The sequence below is a fragment of the Barnesiella sp. B2-R-119 genome (genome assembly GCF_023656675.1).
Lineage (GTDB): Bacteria > Bacteroidota > Bacteroidia > Bacteroidales > Barnesiellaceae > Barnesiella > Barnesiella intestinihominis.
On sequence record NZ_JAMOKL010000002.1, the window covers coordinates 239018 to 264680 of the forward strand.

At 42.8% G+C, this 25663-nt stretch carries 19 protein-coding genes, 1 tRNA gene and 1 pseudogene; 7 read left to right on the forward strand and 14 right to left on the reverse strand.

Annotated elements, in window-relative coordinates; translation table 11 throughout:
* Positions 1 to 36: 36 nt before the first annotated feature.
* Together NBH06_RS04195 and NBH06_RS04200 are read right to left on the reverse strand one after the other, a co-directional pair.
* Complete coding sequence (locus NBH06_RS04195) at positions 37 to 531, reverse strand: GNAT family N-acetyltransferase (RefSeq protein WP_021891166.1); 495 nt, start codon at positions 529 to 531, stop codon at positions 37 to 39.
* 35 nt (positions 532 to 566) lie between these two features.
* The gene (locus tag NBH06_RS04200) at positions 567 to 2396 is read right to left on the reverse strand and encodes an LTA synthase family protein (protein WP_250792919.1); all 1830 of its coding nucleotides are present in this window, start codon (positions 2394 to 2396) and stop codon (positions 567 to 569) included.
* A gap of 172 nt (positions 2397 to 2568) precedes the next feature.
* Between NBH06_RS04200 and NBH06_RS04205 the strand changes: the two genes are divergently transcribed.
* Complete coding sequence (locus tag NBH06_RS04205; protein ID WP_250792921.1) at positions 2569 to 4650, forward strand: M3 family metallopeptidase; 2082 nt, start codon at positions 2569 to 2571, stop codon at positions 4648 to 4650.
* Positions 4651 to 4724: 74 nt separating this feature from the next.
* Here the strand turns inward: NBH06_RS04205 and NBH06_RS04210 are convergent, their stop codons facing one another.
* A complete protein-coding gene (locus tag NBH06_RS04210) occupies positions 4725 to 5528 on the reverse strand; it encodes a glycoside hydrolase family 16 protein (RefSeq protein ID WP_407934820.1) in 804 nt (267 codons plus the stop codon).
* Positions 5529 to 6014: 486 nt separating this feature from the next.
* Positions 6015 to 8561, reverse strand: coding sequence for a DUF5686 family protein (locus tag NBH06_RS04215; protein ID WP_250792923.1), 2547 nt, complete (start codon positions 8559 to 8561; stop codon positions 6015 to 6017).
* A 213-nt stretch (positions 8562 to 8774) separates the two neighbouring features.
* On the opposite strand from NBH06_RS04215, the gene NBH06_RS04220 reads away from it, so the two are divergent.
* Together NBH06_RS04220 and NBH06_RS04225 are read left to right on the forward strand one after the other, a co-directional pair.
* Complete coding sequence (locus tag NBH06_RS04220) at positions 8775 to 9254, forward strand: CYTH domain-containing protein (protein WP_250792925.1); 480 nt, start codon at positions 8775 to 8777, stop codon at positions 9252 to 9254.
* An 88-nt stretch (positions 9255 to 9342) separates the two neighbouring features.
* Positions 9343 to 9429: transfer RNA gene (locus tag NBH06_RS04225), tRNA-Ser, on the forward strand.
* A 300-nt stretch (positions 9430 to 9729) separates the two neighbouring features.
* On the opposite strand, the pseudogene NBH06_RS04230 reads toward NBH06_RS04225, so the two are convergent.
* Positions 9730 to 11129 (reverse strand): annotated as a pseudogene (locus tag NBH06_RS04230) (MFS transporter).
* Positions 11130 to 11438: 309 nt separating this feature from the next.
* Here NBH06_RS04230 and NBH06_RS04235 point away from each other — a divergent pair.
* Entirely contained in the window at positions 11439 to 12053 is a 615-nt protein-coding gene (locus NBH06_RS04235) for a porin family protein (RefSeq protein ID WP_250792927.1), read from the forward strand.
* A 66-nt stretch (positions 12054 to 12119) separates the two neighbouring features.
* Here NBH06_RS04235 and NBH06_RS04240 read toward each other — a convergent pair whose 3' ends face one another.
* The 7 genes from NBH06_RS04240 to NBH06_RS04270 form a co-directional block, all read right to left on the reverse strand.
* A complete protein-coding gene (locus NBH06_RS04240) occupies positions 12120 to 12491 on the reverse strand; it encodes a heavy-metal-associated domain-containing protein (RefSeq protein WP_250792929.1) in 372 nt (123 codons plus the stop codon).
* 36 nt (positions 12492 to 12527) lie between these two features.
* Positions 12528 to 14738 (reverse strand): TonB-dependent receptor plug domain-containing protein, encoded by a 2211-nt coding sequence (locus NBH06_RS04245; RefSeq protein ID WP_046409668.1) that lies wholly within the window; start codon positions 14736 to 14738, stop codon positions 12528 to 12530.
* Positions 14739 to 14841: 103 nt separating this feature from the next.
* Entirely contained in the window at positions 14842 to 15285 is a 444-nt protein-coding gene (locus NBH06_RS04250) for a hypothetical protein (protein ID WP_046409592.1), read from the reverse strand.
* 64 nt (positions 15286 to 15349) lie between these two features.
* The gene (locus NBH06_RS04255; RefSeq protein ID WP_195343039.1) at positions 15350 to 16402 is read right to left on the reverse strand and encodes a GNAT family N-acetyltransferase; all 1053 of its coding nucleotides are present in this window, start codon (positions 16400 to 16402) and stop codon (positions 15350 to 15352) included.
* A gap of 151 nt (positions 16403 to 16553) precedes the next feature.
* Positions 16554 to 17114 (reverse strand): protein adenylyltransferase Fic, encoded by a 561-nt coding sequence (fic, locus tag NBH06_RS04260; RefSeq protein WP_195343040.1) that lies wholly within the window; start codon positions 17112 to 17114, stop codon positions 16554 to 16556.
* A gap of 114 nt (positions 17115 to 17228) precedes the next feature.
* Complete coding sequence (locus tag NBH06_RS04265; protein ID WP_195343041.1) at positions 17229 to 18578, reverse strand: DEAD/DEAH box helicase; 1350 nt, start codon at positions 18576 to 18578, stop codon at positions 17229 to 17231.
* Positions 18579 to 18814: 236 nt separating this feature from the next.
* The gene (locus tag NBH06_RS04270) at positions 18815 to 20332 is read right to left on the reverse strand and encodes a DUF4301 family protein (protein WP_008861858.1); all 1518 of its coding nucleotides are present in this window, start codon (positions 20330 to 20332) and stop codon (positions 18815 to 18817) included.
* A 123-nt stretch (positions 20333 to 20455) separates the two neighbouring features.
* Between NBH06_RS04270 and NBH06_RS04275 the strand changes: the two genes are divergently transcribed.
* From NBH06_RS04275 to NBH06_RS04285, 3 genes are read left to right on the forward strand one after another with little or no spacing between them, the layout of a single operon-like run.
* Entirely contained in the window at positions 20456 to 22669 is a 2214-nt protein-coding gene (locus NBH06_RS04275; protein ID WP_250792931.1) for a RelA/SpoT family protein, read from the forward strand.
* 33 nt (positions 22670 to 22702) lie between these two features.
* On the forward strand, positions 22703 to 23563 hold the full coding sequence (locus NBH06_RS04280; protein WP_046409603.1) for a hypothetical protein: 861 nt from the start codon (positions 22703 to 22705) through the stop codon (positions 23561 to 23563).
* A gap of 27 nt (positions 23564 to 23590) precedes the next feature.
* Positions 23591 to 24112, forward strand: coding sequence for a GNAT family N-acetyltransferase (locus NBH06_RS04285; protein ID WP_250792933.1), 522 nt, complete (start codon positions 23591 to 23593; stop codon positions 24110 to 24112).
* 15 nt (positions 24113 to 24127) lie between these two features.
* Here the strand turns inward: NBH06_RS04285 and NBH06_RS04290 are convergent, their stop codons facing one another.
* Entirely contained in the window at positions 24128 to 25153 is a 1026-nt protein-coding gene (locus NBH06_RS04290; RefSeq protein ID WP_250792935.1) for an alpha/beta hydrolase, read from the reverse strand.
* Between the two features lie 11 nt (positions 25154 to 25164).
* A complete protein-coding gene (locus tag NBH06_RS04295) occupies positions 25165 to 25620 on the reverse strand; it encodes a MarR family winged helix-turn-helix transcriptional regulator (protein ID WP_250792937.1) in 456 nt (151 codons plus the stop codon).
* Between the last annotated feature and the right edge of the window lie 43 nt (positions 25621 to 25663).

Genomic DNA, 25663 nt, shown 5'->3' on the forward strand with positions numbered 1-25663 from the left:
CATTTCCCGCCCCCTTTCTTTAATATAAATTCTAATTTAAACCTCTTTTTGAAAAGCAATCCTCTCGTCCCCGTTTGCTAAATAAATAATTCCACAACGGCGAAACCCATGCCGAAGCAATAATTCTTGCATCACCCTATTATCCCGATGAGTATCGATACGAATATTATCGACGTATCGAGAACACCATTCCAAGCAAGCGGAAAAGACCCCTCCCACTTTTCCCGAAGATGCAATCCGATGTATCACGCCATAAGGCTTCTCATTCAACCACCCTCCGTCATAAATCACGTTATACGTCGGCTCGGGAGAAAACCCGTAACGAAAGCAGAAAGTGCCCACCACTTCTTTTTGGTCATCTACACAAACAAAGCTGCTATTTGACGAAATATCGGCTTCGAGAACCTCTTCCGAAGGATATCCGCCCGTCCATTGATGCAAGTTTCCGTTCAACCGCATAAACTGTCTGGCCTGCTCGAATATAAACATCACACGGTCCATATCCTCAGGCAATGTATTTCTTATTTCCATCTTCTAAACAAATACAATTAACCCACTCTATATTTTTACCGACGAGCTAAATCGTCATATAATTTTTGAAGATATGCCTTTCCCTTGTTCAAGTGAATGGCATTACTATCGTTCTGCCCGATCAGAATCGATTGAGACGCACAATCATATACTGCCGCTCCATCTTTATCGACAAATCCGAACCCATCGGGAAAAGCATAAAAAACGAAATGCTCTTTGGTCGAATCCGTAAGATTTTTACTGAACGTAAAATCATCATAAGGAATATGCAACTGAGCTAATAAAGTTGCTGCCAAATCCATTTGCGACAAATATTCATCGACAACCAAAGGGCGCTTTACGGCTCCTCCGGCCCAAACCATAGGTATATGATGACGGACAATATCGTGGTTCTCCACATTTTGGGGATAACGCTTGGCATGGTCGGCGACAAAGACGATAAGCGTATTGTCCCAAACAGGGAGCCTCTTCAATTTCTCTACAAAGTCTCCTACACAACTATCGGTATAAGCTATCGAGTTCAAATACTTATCCTCCAACCGGTTCATGGGAACATCGAACGGTTCGTGGCTGCTTAGCGTTAAAAACATTTTCATAAAAGGCTCCCGAGATTGCTCTTTTATCAATGAATAAAACTTTTCAAACGTCACATCGTCTGGAACACCCCACTTACTCAATCTCTGAGACAAAGGGAAATCACGGTCGCACACGATATTGTCCATACCCATAGAAATAAAATAGGAACGCATATTCGTGAAATCGGCATCACCCCCATAAAGAAACTGCGTGTCATAGCCGGCCTTACGTAAAGATTTCGATATACCCGGAAGCGATTGCGACTTGGCGGGATACTTCATAATCGATGCGGTGGGTTGTGCCGGGTAGCCGCTAAGGATAGAAGTTAACCCTCGATCGGTTCTGAAACTATTGGCATAAAAATTAGTAAACAAAATTCCTTCCGAAGCTATTTTTTCAAGATTGGGCATCACTCCGGGAATCCCACCTAAACTCTCCATAGCTACCCCCGAAAAACTTTCAAGAACAATCAACAACACATTCGGGCGAGCTTTCACCCATTGCAAGCTGTCGGCAGGATATACCGAAGGCCCCCCGCCACGTAAAGGTTCAAAAATAACATCGGCCTTTTCCGGTTCGAAAAAACGATACTGAGATGAAAAGTCTTCCGATTTGGACAATGACGACATCAAACTGAATACCGGATTGATAGCGGCGTGATTAAGCGCCATACGATCGCTGAAATAAACCTTGCCCACATTCATGGTCGACACCGTAAACCCGCCTCGAATGGGAATAAAAAGAGAAGCGGCAAGCAACAATAAACAAGCAAAGGACAAAATCGATTTCTTAGGTCTTTGCCAAGAACCCGTTTTTCCTGATAATCTCCACATGGGCCATAACAACAGAGCGGCATAAACAAATATAAGAAAGACAATCAGCACAGTTTCCCATGCCGGAATACTGGCGACAGCATCGGCCGGGGACGTGAGATAAAAAAGAGGCGTGGCATCTATCCTAAATCCCCAATAGCTATACAGCACGGCATCGCCCAACGTTATGGCAGCCACCACGAACGAAACAATAGCAAAATAAACACGATACACCGGAATCCACCATTTTTTCTGTAAATACACTGTTGCCACGACAAACAATGCAGGTATGGCCGTAAGATAAGCCGCCATAGAAAAATCCAATGGCCACCCGTTCCACATCACAGAAAACCACTCCATTAACGGAATCTCACCGTAAATATCCCAATGAAACAACATGAATAGAGGTTTCTGCAAAACAAACATAATGAAAAACCAAAAATACACGGCTATCAGAAAGAGGATACGTTTCTTCATATTTCTGTCATTTTTACGGAGTGTAAAAGTAATATAAAAAAGAACGGCAAACTCGAAATACATGTACGAATTACTTTGTTTAATATTTATTAAGTGTCGAAGATTAGTTAGAATAATTATAAATTGTGACCTTTGTTTACAAATAGAAATTACATTACATAATACAGTAGAAATGAAAAAAATTTTATTATCAGCCTTAACTGTTTTTACAATCATGGCACAAGCTGCTAATCCTTTTTTCGGGACTTATAAAACGCCCCACCAAACCGTACCGTTCGACAAAATAAAATTGTCGCATTACGAACCGGCTTTTAAAAAAGCCATAGAAGAAAATCAGAAAGAAATCGACGCGATTGTCAATCAACGTTCGATGCCCACATTCGAAAACACCATCGAAGCGCTCGATCGAAGCGGTCAAATGCTAAACCGGGTCGCTAGTGCATTTTTCGCTTTACTGAGCGCCGAAAGCAACGACGAAATGATGGAAATCTCCCAACGAGTACAACCCATGCTTTCGGAGCACAGTAACAACATCAGCTTGAACGAAAAACTTTTCGACCGCATCAAGTTCGTTTATGACCGTCGTGACCAGCTCGATCTCACGCCCGAGCAAAAAACACTCCTCAAAGAGACCTACGAGTCTTTCGCTCTAAGCGGAGCCGAATTGAAAGGTGAAGACCGGGAACAATACAGAAAATTATCCTCGGAACTAAGCCAGCTCACACTCACATTCGGACAAAATGTTTTGAAAGAAACCAATCTTTTCAGCATGATGCTCTCCGAGAACGATTTGGAAGGACTCCCCCAAAGCGCGCAAGATGCCGCTGCGGCACTAGCAAAGAGCAAAGGGAAAGAAGGATTTATGGTCAATCTCTCCTATCCCAGTTACAGCGCTTTCATGAAATATTCTTCTCGCAGAGATTTAAGAGAAAAACTATATCGCGCATACAATTCACGTAATCTGTCGGGCGAATACAACAACATTCCCGTCTTAAAACGTATCGCCGAAGTGCGACTCGAAATGGCAAAACTTTTCGACAAGCCCAACTATGCAGAGTATAAACTCCAACGCACTATGGCCGGTAACAGTGCCAACGTCTACAACTTGCTGAACCAACTGCTCGATGCCTACAAACCGGCAGCCCTGCAAGACGTTAAAGAAGTCGAAGGTTTCGCCATCGGAAAAGAAGGGAAAGACATAACCCTAATGCCGTGGGATTTCAGTTACTATTCCGAACAACTTAAACACATCAAATACGACCTCAACGATGAAATGCTACGCCCCTACTTCGAAGTAAACAATACGATAAAAGGAGTATTCGGGTTAGCCACTCGCCTATACGGATTACACTTTACAAAAAATCCTAAAATCCCGGTATATCACCCCGAAGTCGAAGCATTCGAAGTAACCGACAATGACGGGAATTACGTGGGAGTTATATATACCGACTTTTTCCCCCGCGACGGGAAACGAGCCGGAGCTTGGATGACAGAGTTCAAAGGACAATGGAAAGAAGAAAACGGAAAAGACAGTCGTCCGCATGTAACGATTGTCATGAACTTCTCTCGCCCTACGTCGGATACTCCTGCCCTATTAACTTACGACGAAGTAGAAACATTCCTACATGAATTTGGACATGCTCTGCACGGATTACTTTCCGACGTCACTTACGCCTCGCTTTCCGGGACAAACGTATATCGCGATTTCGTGGAACTTCCTTCACAATTCAATGAGAACTATCTTTCCGAAAAAGAATTTCTCGACAGCTTTGCAGTCCACTACAAAACCGGTGAAAAAATTCCGGTCGAATTGGTGGAAAAAATTAAAAAGTCCAGTCAATACCTTGCTGCCTATTCTTGCGTACGTCAATTGACTTTCGGGAACCTCGATATGGCATATCATACAATCACTGCCCCGGTAGACGACGCTATCGCTTTTGAAAAAGCCGCTATCGATAAAACATTAGTATTACCCGATGTAGAAGGTACACTCATTGCACCTCAATTCAGTCACATCTTTTCGGGTGGTTATGCCGCAGGATACTACGGCTATAAATGGGCCGAAGTTCTTGATGCCGATGCATTCTCCGTATTCAAGGCTAACGGCATTTTCGACCCGGTTACAGCCACATCATTCCGCGACAATATCTTGAAGCGGGGCGGTACGGAAAATCCCATGATTCTATACAAACGCTTCAAAGGAAGCGAACCCACGATAGATGCATTAATGCGGCGTGACGGAATCATTAAGTAAAGCCAACAAACAGGTCGTTTACAAAAAAAAGGAGCTCTGTACAGAGCTCCTTTTTTCATCAGATATCTATCCCATTATTCTTTCTCTTTATAATAACGTACCCAATCCACGACCATTTCGACCGGCAAATCGAGCGTATCCACAGGACCTACCCAACCACCGTCCAGCTGCATATCGATCAACAGATAGTAAGGTTTCTTAAACGGGAATTGCAATTCGTCACCCTCTCCCGTATCTATGCGCGGATAAGTAAAGGTGCGATTTTCATTGATAAAGAAAACAAGGCTATCGGGATACATTTCTACGGCATACACATTATAATCATCGGGATTAATAGTTCCTTTTGAACCGTGACGCGGGTTACGTGTCTGTTTTCTCTCGATCGTATAAGCGGTATGTATCGTTTGATAAGCAATCGAATCGTGGTTCAAACGCTCCATGACATCGATCTCTCCGGCCCACGGCCACTTCCATTGAGCCTCGTCACAAGGTTTGAGCCAAATAGCCGGCCAAGCTCCTTGCGCACCCTGCAATTTAGCTTTCACTTCGAGACGGCCGCCATGAAATCCTCGTTTATTCTTGGTATATACACCCCCGGTAATATACGGAGCAGTATCATTTTCGAGATCGGTATTCACAATACCTTTCAATACCAAGTTACCATCTCGCATTTCATAACAAGCCTCATTGTCCGACATATGCCGAGCCCATTCAGGATTGGCCCTCGGAATTTTAGACCATGTTGCCGTGTCGAAAGAAGTACCATTGAAGTCATCTTCCCACACCAACACCCATCGAGACGAATCTCCCGAGGAGGCACACGAAATCAACCCGCCTAAAAATAAAGCGGACCACATCCATACAAATACTTTTCTCATAAATACATCTTTTAAGTTAAATTGCAAAGGTAACACAAATAACCACAAAACGCAATTAAAAGGAAAAACGATTCAGTAGAAAATTCGTGGGAGTAGATTTGAATTTTAGAGATGAATCTCTCCTCAGAAACTGTTGTTTTCTCGGTTTCTCCCCTATTATGCCAACGCAACACAAGGGAGAAGGCCAAATACAATCAATCTATCTCATTCGCTAAAATAATGTGACAGAAGAGCATTATCCCCCTTCTTTTACCATATCCCATAGCCTTGCAGGGTGTCTCAGCTTTCATTATCAGAAATATTTTAAAACTCCTCTGCCGTGCCCCGCAGCATTGCGGGGTGTTTTGCCATGCAAAATATAGGGGAGGTGTCCGTAGGACGGAGGGGTTACAAAAATGAAAACAAGACGGCAAACGATTCCCCTAGCCACGCCATCGTTTCGACCGGGCAATACACTATCACAAAAAGAGTCAAGAGAAGCTACCCTCAAAACGAAAAATGCAAGGCGATACGTACCCCACCTTTGCTCACGTTCGGGCTTTCCCGATAGGTCAATCGCCATACATAATCTACCCGCAAAATGGTAAATATATTATCGAGACCTACACTACATTCCATATAGGGCATTTTATCCATTTCGGTACTACCCTTCGGGAATACGAATAAATCTTTATTATACAGTGGATTATTCTTCTTGCTCAAACTACCGTACAAACCTCTGAACGCAAACACCTCTCTCAATTTCATATATTTCAACAGAGGGATACGATTGAACAAAGCTCCGTTTGCATAATAAGTAAAATCCCACGACACATACTGGTCGTTGATAAATTCGAGAGCATTCATCAAAGCATATGATTCCGGTTGAATCGTATAAGAAAGATTCGCATTAGGAAGTATCAACATAGGAAAAGGAACTTTGTCCCATACCTTTCCGGCCTTCACAATAGCATCGAAATAACCGAATGCCGAGAACCAAAAACGTTTCTGAACCCCGAATTCGGTATGATTATATGAATATTTGCTGCCCAAGAAATTTTTGAAAGCAAAATTATGAGAGAGTGTCAACACGGGAGCATCCAAATTGATTGGGAAACGTTGGCTTTTCGTTTGGTAAAATTTTTCATTGGGAGCGAAGCGCAATTTCACCTCAAAATTGGTTTGCATATAATCCTTTATCGTTTTACCGTATCCATCGACAAAAGCGATACGGTCGGTCGCCATCTGCTGTATTTCGTTACGAATACCCAAACCGAATGAAAAACCGCCTTTTCGTTCTTGCAAATAAGACAACTCGGTCTTTCTTAAATAAGTAGCTTTATTATCGCCCTTACGTTTCAAAGAAAGGAAAACATTGTCTTTATTCGTGTACAGATAATGCTGTCCCAATTGGTCTATGTCGTACGAATGGCTCAGCTTGATAGAATTGATGGGGAACTCCCGGGAATGAAATTTCTTCTTATTGAACGAATATTCTACTTCGCCCGAATATTTAACCTTTTCATCTTTGGTTCCGTAAGCTACATAACCGCGAGCAAACCAATGTGGATTTAGTTGGGCGGTGGTTAGTCCACCTATTCTGAAACGAGCCCCCTCTATTTCATTTGCACTAATAGTCGTATTCATCGGCCCGAAATCGAACTTACTGTCTTTCCCTGTTTCTATATAACCGCTGATTAGTATTCCCAAAACTTTCTCCGTATAATAGAACACCGGAACCTCTCGTAGTCGAGCTAAAAGTTTATCTACGGCATTCTCCTTTTTCTTTACCGGCACATGGCGATTGTCTACCCAGAATTCTTCCGGTTTTGCCTGAGCATCCACTTCTACTCTCTCCCGACCTTCAAAATCATAAACCGACAAATCGTCGGGAGGAGTAAAGGTAAATTTATCATATGTGGTCATACGCCTTGCATACAATCCTTGCGTGGCAGGCATGATCCGGAACTCTATAATGGCATCGTCTTTCGTTTTAATACGCGTCCCGTCTTCCAAACGTTCATAATCCTGTTCGAGATACATATTCTCGACATAATTAAGATTGATATCCCGAGGCACGTTCAACTTCACCTTCTTGATAAAATAGGTCGAATCTCCTTCGGGCACATAAATATGACCTGTAAAGCCGAACGACTCCGAATTAAACGGAACAAAGCCTAAATCCACGCATTTCACGCCGTCTACCAGAATCGTATCTAACAAATAATACTTATAAAACGAAGTACCTATGTTGGACAAAGGACTCACGAATCTATTATTCAACAGAGTAATATCATTCCTGAAAATATCGATTTCCCGGAATAAATCCTCACACAACATTTGCACGCTTTCTTGGCTGAATATTTCGTCGATTCCTGCCCGCTTAATACCGGTCACCACAGATTTCTCAGTTTCCGGGCTGCGACGATAATAATTCTCGGCGATCTTCTCCTTTATCGAAACAGTCAGAATAGGTTTGCCCGAAACCTCCGAAGTATCGACATAGTCAAAAATAAATTGGAATTTTTTGAAAAGCCACTTTTTCTTTTGTTCCTCCGAAAATTCATTCAGGGCAAAAGTCATCTTCTCATACTTTTCATAATTATAAAAATCGTGATTTTTCGGATCTCCTACGTGGCGACGCTCTATCAATTTTTTTACAAACTCCACTGCCGGATTATTTTTCTTGCTATACTTCTCTTTTTTCGGTTTCACAACCACCTCTTTCAAGACATAATCCGATGGAACCAAATCGATAACCAAATCATTCTCGGCTCCTTTTTTTACAAAAACAGTCTTCTCTCGATAACCCAACGTAGAAAATCGAACATTGAGAAAATTATCACGTACCGAAACGGCAAACTTACCGTCATCGTCCGTCATAAGTCCCTTATCGCTCCCCACAAAAAAAACAGAAGCATAAGATATAGGCTCATGGGTTATGGAATCTCGTACTATCCCCTTTATCACTGTCGCCTTTTGTGCCGTAGCCGAAATAGGAAGCCCTATAAATAATAGGCAAAGGGTTAATACCACATATATCTTTTTTATCATAAAAGTCTCACAAACTGTATATTATAATTGGTCCCGATATTCGATTCTCTCGAATTTTCAAAATGCAAAAGTACAAAAAAACTGTCGGCTCTCGGAGTTTTATTATCTTCACTTTATGGGTTTAACAATGTTTAATAATGTCAGGATTTCTATTCTGCTTCTTAAACCAAATAAATGTACTATATTCGGCATTCTATTTATATATGTTAAATCATGAGTACCGAAATAGAACGCAAATACACAGTAAAAGACCAGTCATACCGACAAGAATCAATCGAATGCAAATATTATAAACAAGGATACATCTCAATCGATAAAGAAAGAACCGTGCGCATACGAATTTCCGGGAATAATGCATTCATTACTCTCAAAGGCGTTACCACAGGTTGTACCCGTAAAGAATTCGAATACCCCATTCCGGTAGCCGATGCTGCCGAAATGCTCGGATCACTCTGTCTTCCTTCAATCATCGAAAAGAAAAGGTACATTTATCCCTATGCCGGACACCGATGGGAAATAGACGAATTCATGGGCAATAATGACGGACTGGTTATTGCCGAAATCGAGTTAAAATCAGAGTCGGAACAATTCGATTTACCTCCTTTCATAGAAACAGAAGTTACAGGCGACCCCCGCTATTACAATTCCAATCTGGCAAAACACCCCTATAAAACATGGAAAGAAAAAGAATAGTCAATTTATTTTAGTTTTTTTTTACAATTAAAATAATCTCTACTCGATTCTTTTCTCTACCTTTGCCCCTCGAAAATAATAGACCATTGGAAAGATGCCGGAGTGGTCGATCGGGACGGTCTCGAAAACCGTTGTACCCTTACGGGTACCGAGGGTTCGAATCCCTCTCTTTCCGCAAGTAAAAAGCGTAACATTTTGTATAATAAAGCATTACGCTTTTAGCATTTTTAAATATACACAAAATTCTCAACAAACTCCGCTACTCCATGACCGCTTTCGGCAATGCAAGGGCAGACAATCGGAAATCCCGATTACACTATCGTCCTCACAAAAAGATTAAAAATTACCCTCTTTTATCAAGTAGAAAACAAAGATAGGACAAAGTCTTCCACAATGACAGAGCCTTTAAACGATACAATAATACACCGGCTTTTCAAACCGATCACAAACTCGATACATTTAGATTCTATTTTTATTACTTCGGCATACTCACCTTCAATCGACAACAAGAAGAAAACGCACCGCACAAAGTCAAGATTCCGGCCAACAACATGGCATCATGAGGAGCGGAATCACCATACAAATGAAATAGCAACGCAACCAAAGCCGCTCCTACGGTTTGACCTATCAACCGAGCTGTCGCCAACATTCCGCTAGCACTACCTGTACGTTGAGGTGGAGCAGAACTAAGCAACATATGATTGTTCGGAGACTGGAACAATCCGAAACCCATTCCGCACAACATCAACCGCCACACAAGCCCGAAGTGCCCTGTTTCGGTAGGAATAAATGAAAGACAAAAACAACCGACACTCATAATAGTTAACCCAACCCCACCCAAAATACCGGGGTGAACCTTCCCGATCATCAATCCCGCAAGCGGTGCGACAAACACAATTACCAACGGCCACGAGGTCATTAACAACCCCGTGCCAACAGCATCATAATGGAAAGTGGTTGCCAATAAAAAGGCATGGCTACCAAACTTAACATTTGAGCCGTAAATGAAAGAATACTCGTCACAACCGACATCGAAAAAATAGGGATTTTAAGCAAATCGAACGGTAACATTGGATACCTCTCCCTAAGTTGCATACGCACATAAAATGTACCTATAATGACAAACGAAACAATACCTCCCAAAACCCAAGTAACAGGAACATCATGGGAATAGGCCTCTACACACCCGATGAACAACCCGAACGTCGCAGCATTCAACAAAGCCTCTTTCCAATTAAACCGATGCCCCAAAACTCTAACTGCATTATCGGGCAAATATCTACGCCCCATAAAAAAGGTAACTACACCAACAGGGACATTGATGGCGAACAACCAGGGCCAAGAAGCGACAGACAATATACCGGCGGCCAAAGTAGGTCCCGCGACCGATGCTATGGCCACTACGGTCGCATTGAGCCCAACCCCTTCACCCAACCTCCGCTTGGGATAGATCAGCTTAATCAATGAAGTGTTCACACTCATAATCATAGCCGCTCCAAAGCCTTGAAATACACGAGAAATCACGAGCAATGACAAATTATGAGATAGTGCACAAAACAACGAACCGATTGTAAACACGATAACACCCCTCAGATAAACTTGCTTATACCCCCAGCGCTCACCCATCGACGCAAAAGGGAGGATAGTCATCATAATAACCAACTGGAACGCATTGACTATCCAAATAGAATCCGACGATGAAACACCAAGCTCCCGGGCAATACTAGGCAACGCCACATTACATATCGAACCGTCGAGTACCGAAAGAAACAATCCACAAAAAGTAGTGGCTACGGCATAATAAATACGAGGACGATGCAACCCGTCCCAGTCCAAATCTCCAACAATCTTTTCTTCCACCTCATTCCCTTCCATACTCAATTATCTAAAACACACAAAAGACTTCCGCCCGTTATAACTTTATACAGCCATGAGCAAGAGATAAAACAGACATACCCGCCGTTCAATCAAACACATCTTTTTACATTTATGCAAATATAACAAAAGCGAATATAAAATATATCATGTATATTTGTAGGTATCTAAACATGTAAACATGAAACTCATATATTTTATTGTCTGTATCTCATTACTTTTTCTAGTATCTTGCAACTCTCAAAAATGGGAAGAAAAGAAACAGCTATCGACAATTCCCGTATCGAACAATATAAATAAGGAAAAACTATGAAAAAATATTTCCTGCTAATATGTATTGCATTCATATCCGTTTCTATTCAAGCCCAATGGAGCTTGGGTGGAAAAGCCGGAATCAACTGGTCGACAATCAATTATCCATGGAGCAAATTGGGTGACCACGCAGACTATTTATCCGGTTTTCAAGGTGGAATTATCGCAACTTACCAATTCAACAACTACTTCGATATGCAAGCCGAACTATTCTACTCTGCCAGAGGATATACGGACGATGAATTTCACCTTACCGATGAAAGCGGAGCTGTCATCAGCAATACCTACACATGCAGAACCCACTATCTGGATATTCCCGTATTGGTAAAGTTCTTTCCCTGTAACGGACTAAACGTGCAATTCGGCCCTCAATTAGGTATAGGACTTTCCCTCTCGGACAAATGGAAAGGAATAAATAACGACGACTACTCCATATACCGGGATTCGGCTGTCGATTTCAGCCTTGCTTTCGGACTAGGTTACGAATTTAACTTCGGAGTATTCGTAGACGCCCGTTATACACTGGGTCTTACCAAAACCATCAGAGAAGTCGTTAAAGGTTTTCAAGGGCGTAATATAAGCCTCGCTGTCGGTTATCGCGTCTACCTTTAAGTAGACAAAAGGTGTTCGCCACACAGGACAAACACCCTTATCATCGATCAAATAATTTCCAAAACTTTACTTGGAAGGAGTACAGCACTCTTCCGTTTCCTCTGGGCAAGTAGTCTTTTCTGGACAAGTACTTTTTCCGCCCTCTTTTTTCTCTGTCACAGGGACTGCCGAATACTTGATTTTGGCAAACCCTTTAATAAGAGCTTCGACAGTCGTCTTATCGGCATCGTATTTCACGGTAACCGTTTTATCGCCGAGGTCGGTCACAATCTCCTTCACCCCTTTCTCAAAGCGGAGATTGTTCTTGATCTTCGTCTCGCAATTATTGCAATACATTTCGGGAGTTGTCTTGAAAACTACTGTTTTAATATCTTTCCCGAAAGCCGTCGTCGCACAAAACAACGCGGCTACTAACCATAAAATTTTTACCTGTTTCATTTTTCACATACATTTTTATAATTCATATACTTAAATCTATAATCTCTCCCAGTTAAACCGAACCCCTACATAATAAACAGCCCCATGCATAGGTCCCCAAGTAAGGGTGGAATCAAAATTACTTCCCCACGGATTAGAAGCGTCTATAATCGGATTTTTTTGTTTGAAGCCGGTAAGATTTTCACCGCCGACATATATCGACCAATGCCTGAAATAACGAGTCACTTGAACATTCAACTGTTCATACGCCTTATACCGGTTATTCCACGCAGGAATCCCCTGTTCCAGCATGTAGGATTGCGGTAGTCTACCTCCCCCGTTCAACTGCAAAGTTACATCGAATTGCCAAATGCCCAAAGGAGTTTGATACGAGGCAGTCAGCAATCCTTTATATCGACCGACGAACGGACGTTCCCTCAACACACCTCCATAAGTAGTCTTGACATCGGTCAAACGATAAGCAGCCGTCAAAGTAAAACCTTTGAAAAACGGATAACTCGCTTCCGCCTGAAACGTATGTGAATAAGACTTCCCCTTTAATTGGGTAAAATGTACCTCATGAGGGTCACTGTCCATATCCACGACCATTTGACGAAGGAAATCGGTATAATAATACTCCAAATTCAAGTTCAGAGTCTTATGGAACAGCGGAATATAAAGAGCCGCGCTGACACCATAATTCCAAGCCTCTTCCATATCCAAATCGGGATCTATCACGACTCGTCTGCTACTGGCCAGCAAATAATTATTCTCGGCTAAGGCATGAGTGGCCCGGTATCCTTTCCCGGCAGAAGCCCTAAGATTGAAAATCTCGTTAGGAGCCCATTTGACATGGGCACGTGGTGTTACGAAAGTTCCGTATACACTGCTGTAATCTGCACGTAATCCGGCCATAATCATGAGTTTGTCATTCCAGTTATATGTATATTGCACATACGCCCCCGGTACGATCTCTTTATCCCTTGCACCCAAAGTATCACCCGTATGTGACAATTTATAACTCTGGTCATAATCGTCATAATTAAGACTTAAACCGGTTGAAAGACTATTCCGTTTATCGAACTCTGTTTCGAACATCAGCGACGCATACCCGTTCCATTGGTCCACATCATATAATTTATACCCGTAACCGGCATCTTGACGATGTAAAGAACCCGATAAAATCAAAGCGACATTGGTATTTTTCTCCTTATCGAAAATATAGGCATTTTTGGTAAAAGCCTCATATCGTTCCGTTCGAATATCTATATCATACCGAGGCATTCCGTCCGTCGCTCGATAAGAACGCATTTGTCCTCCCGTACGATCTTCCATGAGAGCCTTTATCCCGGCTTGAAACACATAACGGTCTCCCATATAAGCCCATCTGTTTTGAAAATTATATTGTTCTACCCGGGGAAAATCCATAAAACCGTCGTCGTTGGAATCGTGCGCCATGAGATTGTTTTCATAATGAGCCAATAACGCCGTGCTCACCCTCTGATTCAAATGAATATTGCCATCGAAATTAGCCTCTATCTTAGCTAACGAATTGGCAAACAAATTGGCCGAAACCGACTCGGTTGTCTGTGGCTTTTTAAATTCCACATTGATTTGGCCGGTAATCGATTCATAGCCGTTTTTAACCGACGAAGCGCCCTTCGAGACTTGAATACTCTGCATCCACGGACCGGGAATGTAGCCCAATGCATAAGGAGAAGCAACACCCCTATAATTAGGAATATTCTCTGCAAGCATTTGTACATAAGTCCCCGAAAGCCCCAACAACTTAATCTGCTTAGCACCGGTCGCCGCATCAGAATAACTGACATCGACCGAAGGATTCGTTGTAAAACTCTCTCCCAGATTACAACAAGCGGCCCGAGAAAGCTCGGCCGTGGAAATCATGTCCTGATTCAATATCCCAGCCCGTATCTTCATAGTGCCCATACGTCGAGCCGAAACTTGAACCTCGTCCATCACCGCACCGTCCTGTAAAACAATCTCCCAAACGGTATCGACCCTGTCGATATGTATCGTATCACTGCGATATCCTACAAAACGGACAACCAGCTTATCGCTCGTCCCCGTTTCAGGTAAGCTGAATTTACCCGACTCCCCTGTCGTAGTTCCTGTCGTAGTTCCCAACCAGAAGACATTCGCCCCGATAATTGGTTCTCCGGCTATATCTTTTACAATCCCTCGTACTTGGGAAAAAGCCGAAGACAAACTACCTAATAAAAAAAGTGGAAATATTAAATATCTTATCATCTTTTTAATCCGATTATATAATAAAACAGTCCTATATCACATAAGACAAAAATTTCACGAAAGGGCACATTCCCTGCCCTCCAATTACATATATCGGATTTTAAATCAAAAGTATAGCGATTTGTTTTAGATAATCCCGCGGTGGCGGCATATAGGAAGTAGTTATATACTTTACAACAGAAGTGACAGGAGCGAATATGACCGACCAAAACGAATAGGTCAAATCGATTGTCCCCTGTATCCCCCAATCTGTCCCGGTAGGAATATCTACGATCGGTAAATTCAGTTTTTCTACTTTCACATGTTTACAAAAAGGAGAATGTCCTTTCGTAGCGTGCTTATCTGCTATACCGCCGGTTTTACAACAATCATTACGACTCTCCGAAGAATAACGATCGGAAAGGAGATCTACTTCTTGCGTACCGGAATTTTGCAAACAAAAACAATGTGTCTGGCAACAGCGGACAATAGAAATTCCTCCACTGGTGAGGAGAACCACCACTGCAAGAAATATCGATACTATTGCATAACCGAACCTTTTCATACCTTTTTCAGCAAGCAAAAATAAGCACAAAAAATCAAGAGAAGAAAAAAAATAACTCTTTTTATCAATCGAGCATCAAACTCATATATGGACGTACAGAAGGGAAATCCAGCAATGACGATAGTTTCGAACCGCCGAATATAATTTCTGCCAACTCCATTATATCGACATCAAAATCACACGGACTCGTCACGCCCTCGTAACACTCACCTTCCTCCACAAGAAAAACACCGTCATTAACCGGCAATAAAGAATCGTGCACTCTAAATACTCGTCTCAACGAACGATTATTTTTTGCGACCGCTTCGAGTACCCTCCGAACGTCCACAATGCGAATCATTCCCATAAGAACCGCCGACCCATTCTCCGACGTCGGCTCCGTAAAGACTCGAAGAGAATATCCGGGAAACGCCGACTGAACCTCATGCAGCATAGCCTCTTTTGCCTCGGTATTTATCGCCAACAACTCCTTCACAAAAACCGCATCATCTCCGGGAACGACAAATACCAATGCCGAAAGCCGATTCTGCGAATCGGCTAATGCGACCACATCTCCGCCGTCCAAATAAATATCGCCGCAAATCACATTGAAATCCTCCCGTCCATGTTGTATGCAACACGAACGTCGCCTCATTTGTTCATCGAAAAACCGATAAAGCTCGTCCATCGACATAGCTACCCGATGATATCCGTCTCCATAAAATCGATGCGCCGATGAAAAATTGAGTTCCTGACGGAAAAATACAGAAGCATAACCCTTCGAAGCATAATAATCATAAAGCCACGATTCAGCCGGAATCAATGCCGAAAGCGGAATATTACGAGACCTCATAATCTCGAACGACTCTTTCAATAAACGTCCCATCAATCCCCTATTGCGATACTCCGGTCGCGTGGCAGCTCCTGAAATATAACTTACATCGAGTGAAGTCTCGCCGAAACTCATGCGATAAGGTAACATCTGCAACGCAGTAGTCACCTCTCCCCCCTTTTCAAAACAGACGGTATTCTCGTCCCGGTATAAATTGTCGAACAGGAGATTCACAAATCGCTCGTCATCATGGAAACAAAGTTGCCACAACTCTTTTACTTTCGTTTTTTTCTCCAAAGTATCCATTCCAATCTATCTTAATAATAGGAAACAATCAAATATGACATACAGTTCCCGAATTGAAAGGAGCAAACAACGTATTTACCATTTCAGATTATCATTGTCACTATAACAGAAGAAGTCAAAATGTTTCCATCTTTGTAGATAAATTTGAATATTATTTTCTGCTATATCCCTCGTAATAATAAGACTGTTCAATTCCTTTGAAGATAACGGTTCGATCATTTACCTTATCAGTCAAAGCAGGTTGTAACAATACTCGTAATTCTAAATCGTTAATAGGGCTGCGTTCCATAGCTTGGAGATAAAGGTCTTTATCTATCGTTTGCCAATCAACGACTTTACCAAGATTCTTTTTTAGAATCAAATCCAGCCAGATGCGAGTAGCACGCCCGTTACCTTCCATGAACGGATGGGCAATATTCATTTCTACATATTTAGCTATAATTTCCTCAAAAGTACTTTCCGGCATCTTTTCTATTACAGGAAGAATAACTTCTAAGTACAGACTATTCGCAAAACGAAACCCACCTTTTGCTATATTCAAATTCCGTATCCTACCAGCAAAATCGTACAATCCTTCAAAAAGAGACCTATGGATTTGACACAGACCTTTTATTGTTCCCACCTCTATTTTGTCAATATCTCCGGATTCAAACAGAAATTGCGCTTTTTGCAAGCTCTGTTCATCTATACTTTGAGCCTTACTACATTCCATAAATATGAATTTAGAAGTTAGTTATTCAATATTTCCACAAGAAAAAGTCAAATACTACAAAAGAACCTCACTCGTTCTAATAATAGTCAAAAACTTATAATTAACCCCTTACAACTATTGTTCCACACCGCCCGATTGTTTCCCGGACGACTTGGAACGACCATGATGCCTTTCGGGTTTTCTTGAAATTTCGGTACTCTGTGAACCTCGATTGTTCTTTTTAGGCTTCCTCTTACCTCCCTTTCCGTAATTTTTAGCACCGGTTCTGCCTCTCTTACCGCCTCGATTTCGTTGACCTCCCCGACCTTGTTTGGGAGAATAAACCGGAGCATCGCCCAACCCTTCGGGCAATTCCCGTTTAGGAATATCATACCCCAAAAACAATTCGATTCGATGGAATTTGCCTTGTTCTTTTTCCGACACGAACGTAATGGCTGTACCGTCGGCATTGGCTCGGGCCGTGCGACCGATACGATGAATGTAATCCTCCGGGTCATGCGGTACGTCATAATTAATGACCAATCCTATTTGATCGATATCGATACCTCTGGAAATAACATCGGTTGCCACCAAAATATCGATTTTATTATTTTTAAAATCAAGCATGACCGATTCGCGCTCCGATTGCTCCAAGTCTGAGTGCATCGCCTCTACCTTATATTTTTTTCGTTTCAAGGAAAATGCCAACTCTTTTACTTTCTGTTTCGAAGAAGAGAAAACGATCGTTTTCGTTCCGGTCGGTTCCTTGAAAAGCCAATCGACGATTCCCATCTTCTGACTCTCATAACAGACATAAGCCGACTGGTCTATGGCCTCGTTCGGTTTCGAGATAGCCACATTGACCTCTACCGGTTCGTTCATGATATTCTTGGCTAACTGCCTAATCTTGGGAGGCATAGTCGCCGAAAACATGACCGTTTGACGATTCTCGGGCAATTTTTTACCTATTTTCATAATATCGTCATAAAAACCCATGTCGAGCATCCGGTCGGCCTCATCGAGAATAAAACACTCCACTCCCGAAAAATCGATATTCGAGATATTCAAATGAGAGATAAGTCGTCCCGGTGTGGCGATAATAATGTCCGCACCCATCGTTAACCCCCGCTTTTGCTGGTCCCATGAAGCGCCGTCTCCCCCACCCGAAACCACAACAGTAGAAATAGGAAGAAAATAGGAAAATCCCTCGAACTGCATGTCGATCTGTTGCGCCAACTCCCTCGTAGGAGCGACAATCACAGCACGCACTCTATCTCCGTCGCCCTGCTTTTCTGTAAGCAGATTCAGTAATGGCAGTATATAGGCGGCCGTCTTTCCCGTACCGGTTTGAGCACAAGCTATTAAATCTCTTTTTTGCAATATCACAGGAATGGTTTGTTCCTGAACAGGAGTCGCCTCCTTAAAATTCATGGCATCCAGCCCTCGCATAACATCTTCGGACAATCCGAACTCTTCAAACGTCATATTTTCTATTCTTGTTTTTCTTTTTTACTTAACGAATAGCCGAAGAATAAAAATCGGTTAGATTTCATACCCCACTATTCTCATCAATCATATGCAATGGCAATACAGGCCAGAGGTATAAACAAAATTCTATTGGGTCCATACCACGGCGATGCTTATCCTCGCAAGTGCAAAGTTACAAAAAAAGGCGATATACCACTGCATATCGCCCTCTATTCCATGCCGAATCCCACACCCTACTGATGCTGCGGACGGAGTAAATCGTTAACGGTCTTGACCGGATTGAACGTCTCTGCGGGAACCTCCACAAAAACAGTACTCCAATCGCTCATGGCCCCGTTCCAAAGTCCCGGTAATTCAAGAGCTTTCAGCTCTCTGCCATTCTTCGATTTAAGCGAAATAAAACCGGTATTTTTATCTACGTATTTCGGCAAATCATATTTCTCTCCCTTATTATCCCTCACGGCACAAACCAAATCTACCGGATTAAAATGAGTACCCGACTCGAACTGTTCCTTAGCATCTGGATTCGACATATCTATTTGGGAACTCTCCAAAATCTGCAAAGATGTGGTTCCGTCCTGATTATAAGCAATAAAGGGCCCCCCGCCGGGTTCTCCGGAATTGCGAACCATTCCGCATACACGAATCGGACGATTCAACTTCCGCAACAAATACAAAGCTAGCTCCGCATCCTCCAAATGTTTGGTTTCCTCATTTCTGACGAAAAGCTTTTTATGCAAAAACTGTATCATTTCCCGTAAATCGTCGATCGTGTATTTCCCGCTTTTCAACATGGTAATATAACGGTTTATCTCCGTTTGTAACGATACCAGCACCCCTCCGATGATTTTCTTAAACCGCACGGTCGGCTCTTTCAGTCTGTCGGGCACTACATTATCTATATTTTTTACGAATATGATTTCGGCATCTATGTCGTTCAGATTCTCGATTAAAGCCCCATGTCCCCCCGGACGGAACAACGGCCTACCATTCTCTCGGAACGGCTCGTTATTCGCATCGACCGCAATAGTATCGGTAGAAGGCTTTTGCTCGGAAAAACTAATATGATAACGTACACCATAACGTCGCTCATAATCCACTTTCTTCTTGGCTACTAATGCTTTAAAATCGGCAAGGTGCTCATGAGATACCGTAAAATGAATATTGACCTCCCCGTCGGAACTGGCGGCATAAAGAGCTCCCTCCGTCAAATGTTCCTCCATAGCCGTACGGTTATTCGTCGCATAACGATGGAATTTCAATAACCCTTTCGGCAAAGAACCATAATTCAAGCCCTTCGCTTCGAGCAGATTGGACACCACCGCTTTGTAATTGCCCGATTCTATCAAATCGGTTATGCTCCTTCCTTCATTCTTCAAACAGGCTTCGTCAAGATCGGAGTAAAAAGCAAAATGTTCGATCGAATTGAAAAATTTCTTTTCGAAATCAGTTTGTGGTTCACTGTAATCGGCAGAAAGGAATGCGAACAAATCTTTGAACATACGACTCGCAGCACCCGATGCCGGAACAAACTTCACGACCTTATGATTATCTTTCAAGTAACCTTCCCACAAATCGAGATAATATTGCGTTTGCTGTTCGTCAAGCGATAAGATACCGTTCCCGACAGAAGCAGAAGATAATATCCTTAAAAAAGGAAATCCGCTTTTAAACGAGACCAACTGCTCCTCAACCGTATGTACGTCAATACCTTTTTCGGCAAACAAATCTAAATCTTCCGGTGTAAACATAGCTTGTAATGAATAATGAATTTTAATTCCGTTCCCAAAACTACAAAAAGCTCTAAAAAAAAGCGCATTTTTACCCACAAAAATATATATTTGAGACAGAATTTTTGAAAACAGTCGCACCTTATGCCCGAAAAAAGCTATTTTACACTCGACGAAAAAGAAAATGTCCTATCGGTCTATCGGCAACTGTTACGCAATAGTCGCCCGGTTTTAAGAGTCGAAGACTTCAACCGCATGCGTCGCCTCATTTCCGAAGCCGTCGAAACAGGGCACTATCAGCGAAACAAACAAGGAATAAATCCGGTTGTCCGTAATCTGAATACTGCGCTCATCTTATGCGACAGGGTAGGATTAGAACGCAGTATGCTTATTTCGGTTCTACTTTTCAACTTGGTCGTCAGCGAATTCCTCACTATCGAAACCGTAAAAAAAGAATTCGGGGACGACATAGCCCAGCTCATTCGGGGTCTCATTAAATCGAACAGCTTGTATGCCAAACAGGCTGCCGTCGAAAGCGAGAATTTCCGCAAACTGTTACTATCGTTCGCCGAAGATATACGAGTTATCATCATCATGATCGCCGACCGGCTTTGCGTCATGAAAATGATAAACCACCACCCCAACGAAAAATACCGTTATGACATCGCCTGTGAAGCCTCCTATCTTTATGCTCCACTGGCGCACCGATTGGGACTATACTCCATAAAATCGGAACTGGAAGACCTCTCCCTGAAATACACCAATCGGGAAATCTACGACCAGATAGCCCACAAGCTCAACGAAACCAAGAGGAACAGGGATAAATACATCATGGAATTTATCCAACCGGTAAAACAAAAACTCGAAGCCGAAGGTCTACATTTCGAAATCAAGGGCCGCACGAAATCCATCTTTTCCATCTGGAATAAGATGAAGAAACAAAAAGCCGATTTGGAAGACATTTACGACCTGTTTGCCATTCGTGTCATACTGGAAACTCCCCTCGAACAGGAAAAGGCAGACTGTTGGAAGGTATATTCGATCGTTACCGATATGTACCAGCCCAACCCCAAGCGAATGAAGGACTGGCTTTCCATTCCCAAATCGAACGGATACGAATCGTTACACATCACTGTGCTGGGACCGAAACAACGCTGGGTAGAGGTACAAATACGTACCCGGCGAATGGACGAAATAGCCGAACGAGGACTTGCCGCCCACTGGAAATACAAAGGAATTAAAAGCGAGAACGGGCTGGACGATTGGATGAACAATGTGCGCGAAGTACTCGAAGCGGCCGGAAACGGTGGAGCTTTGGAACTCATGCGCGATTTCAAAATGGATCTCTACGACAAAGAGGTATTCGTATTCACTCCGAAAGGAGACCTATACAAATTGCCTTTGGGAGCCACGTTACTGGACTTCGCATTCCTCATTCACACCGGGTTAGGCTGCAAATGTGTCGGCGGCAAGGTAAACGAAAAGATCGAAACCATAAAATATAAACTGAAAAGCGGCGATACGATCGAAGTACTTACCTCTCCCAACCAGACCCCGAAACAAGACTGGCTCAACATAGCCGCGACATCGAAAGGGCGGGTAAAGATAAAGCAAGCCCTGAACGAACAGCAGAATAAAGCGGCGGAATATGGGAAAGAGCTTTTGCAAAGACGGTTCAAAAACCGCAAAATAGAGATGGAAGACGGTGTAATGATGCGCCTTATAAAAAAAATGGGCTATAAGACCGTCACCGATTTTTACAACGAATTGGCCGATGAACATATCGACGTCAATCGCGTAATCGACCTTTATCTCGAAATCGATAAAAAAGAAAACGAAGAGCAATACGAAACTCGTACGGCAGAAGAATTTACTTTACAAAAAGAACCCGACGAATCGAAAGAAGACGAGCTCGTCATAGGCGGCGATGTCAAAGGTATCGACTATAAATTGGCCAAATGCTGCAACCCCATTTACGGCGACGAAATCTTTGGATTCGTCTCCACGGAAGGAACTATCAAAATACACCGTAAAGATTGTCCGAACGCGCGGCACATATACAGTCGTTACCGTTACAGAGTAGTCAATGCCCGCTGGTCGGGCAAAATGGGGTCCAAATACGTTACCGTCCTGCGAGTTATCGGAAACGACGATATCGGTATCGTAACGAACATTACATCGATTATTTCAAAAGAGAAAAACATATATATGAGAGGCATCTCGATCGACTCGAACGACGGCCTTTTTCAAGGGCATATCACCGTCACGGTCGATGACATCTCCTCCCTCAACAGTCTGATGAAAAAGCTCAAAACCGTTAAGGGGGTCAAAGATGTACAGAGAGGGTCTATTAGATAGAATTAAACATCAAATACAATACACCGATCAATTATGGCTAAATATCTTTACTTTTGGATATGCTCCTGTGCGATAGTATTATTCTCCTGTGGAGATAATAGTAATGAAGCTAACGCTCAATATGAAAAAGCTCGGAAGTTATTCGAAAACGGTCAATACGCCAATGCTAAAAATGCTATCGACAGTATCGAATTATTATACCCCAAAGCCTTCAAACAGATAAAAGCGGGTATGTTGCTCATGTGCCGCGTAAAACAAAAAGAAAGCGAGCAAAACCTGCTTTATATAGACAGTGTACTCAAAGTGAGACAAACCGAACTCGAAGCAGCCAAGAAAAACTTCCGGTTCGAAAAAGACGCCAAATACCAAACGGAAGGGAATTATATATATAAGAAACTTCCCAAACAAGCCGCGATAAATCGTAGCCAATTGAAAGTTTTGGTCACAGAAAACGGACAAATGCAGTTGGCAAGTGTATATTACGGAAGCACACCGATAAAACACAGTTCCATACGGGCGACGCTCCCGGACAAAAGTAAAGCCGAAACTCTCGTTATCGGGTACGACGGAGCCAATAATTACCGGTTCACCAACGACGGCAAATATACCGAAATCGTGACATACAAAGACGGTCAATGTTCTGCCGTCGCAGCACTCATAGCGAATAATACGAGTAAAAAAATAACCCTCACTTACTTGGGTGGAAACCGATACACTCTATCGCTCGACCCCGTCACTCGCGAAGCCGTTAAAGCGACCCGTGAGCTCGCCAACCTCATGAAAAATGTCGATGACCTCAAACGAGAATATCAACTGAACGTACGCACGCTCGAACTCGCAGACAAACAAGTCTTACAGTTGGAAAAACAGCAATCCGAACAGAATGCCGAATAACAACGTCTTTAACCGGAGACCTGTGAAATGAGAACGATATTAGAAACCCAGAGATTAATTCTTAGAGAGTTATGCCCAAACGACTTTCATGAAGTTTGTAAACTCTTACAAGACAACGAGGTGATGTACGCCTACGAAGGCGCATTCAACGGCACAGAAGTCCGGGAATGGTTAGACCGACAAATAAAGAGATATGCCGAAGACAAAGTCGGTTTATGGGGAGCCGTTCTTAAAGAAAACGGAGAGCTCATCGGACAATGCGGCATCACTATGCAACCATACAGAGAACAAACCGTTCCCGAAATAGGCTATCTCCTTCGCAAAAATTTCTGGCACAACGGGTATGCTACCGAAGCCGCACGATCATGTGCCGACTATGCCTCCCACATTTTGGGTATAAAACGCATTTACTCCATTATCCGCGACAATAACCTTCCTTCGCAAGGAGTCGCAAAACGAATCGGTATGACTCCCGGCGATACCATCGTAAAACACTACCGAGGCATCGATATGCCCCACATCGTATTTTCGATGACTCTCGGAGAATAAACGAACTTTGGGGGATCATTCGTTCAATCCATTGCTCCGAAGCCAACGAAACATCTCGGAATAAGCAGCTTGACGAGCCGAAGGTTTCGAAAGTACGAGATCGTGCATTCCTTCCTGAACCTCAAACTCTGTGACTTTTGGTCCCAACATGCGACCATAGCGGGCAATATCTTTTACATCGAGTACAGCATCTCCCGATTGATGTTGAGGCGTCCATTTATTCCCGTCTACCGATTGACTCGAATACATCAACAAAACGGGACAGGGAATATGCAACCCTTTATGAATTTGATTGTGACCGCGATGTATCGCCCGTATCCATGCCGAAGAAACAGGCGGAGATACCTTAAATTTCAAGTCGGTATCATAATTCCATTCCCCATGATGATCTTTTAGCAAACTCTCGGCATAAGCGGTAGAGTTTCCCTGACTTATCTTCGTTCCTTTAAACCAACGCCCCCAAGCCGACACGATAGGAACCAGAATCTTCTCATAGAACCAATTCATATTCATGTCGAGAAACGGACTGTTCAAAATGAGTCCCTGTACCGGCAAGTCGTTACGATGAGCCTCACAATAAAGCGATGTTATCAATCCTCCCGTCGAATGAGCCATCAACACGATATCGGTATTTCCCTCCTCCCGAATAAGAGTCAGAGCCGTATCTATATCGGCAAAATATTCCTGCAAATCCCGAACCTCGAATGGCGTTTGTTCCGGCAATAACGAGCGCCCGTATTTTCTCAAATCCACGGCATAGAAATTAAAGCAGGAATCGTTAAACGTCCGAGCCAGCGTTTTCTGAAAGAAATAATCATTATATCCGTGCACGTAAAGCACCGCTTTATGCGTGTCGCACGACGACAAACTCCGAACAAGAGTCGTCACTACCTTTCCGCTGTAATCGTCCGGCATGGCAATAGTTTTCGCTTCGAAACCTTCTCCCAAACGATCGAGCTTGTATTGCGCGAAAGAACAAATCGTCCCTGCCGCAAGCCATACAACTATAAAAATGAATATATGCCTCATATATTTAATCATGACAGATTTTCTTAATCCTCCAATGAATTTTTCAAATTACCGAAAACTTTGGTCAACATTCTCCCGGCCATCTCGACTTTTCTATCCGAAAAGCCGTCCAACGCCGTTCTCATAATAGCTGTCACCAAAGGCTTCGTAGCCACCTCCAACTCCCGACCTTTATCGGTAAGATGAATCAAATTGATACGCCGGTCTTTCACGCCCGGAGAACGGACGACAAGCTGTTGCTTTTCCAAATTATCTATTAGCCGGGTCATGCTCGGTTTGTCTTTAAATGTAACATTACACAATTCCTGCTGAGTCACTCCGTCCCGCGACCATAAATAATACAATACAGTCCATTGTTCGGGAGTTATATCGATAGACAATTTTCGAAAACTACGATATAATTTCCGATTAATCGCAGCAGACAATTTACCGCTCATCAAAGCGAACACCATTTCTATATTCAATTCAGAAAAGTTCATATATTAATCATTGCTTAAACAACTACAAATATAAAGTAACTTC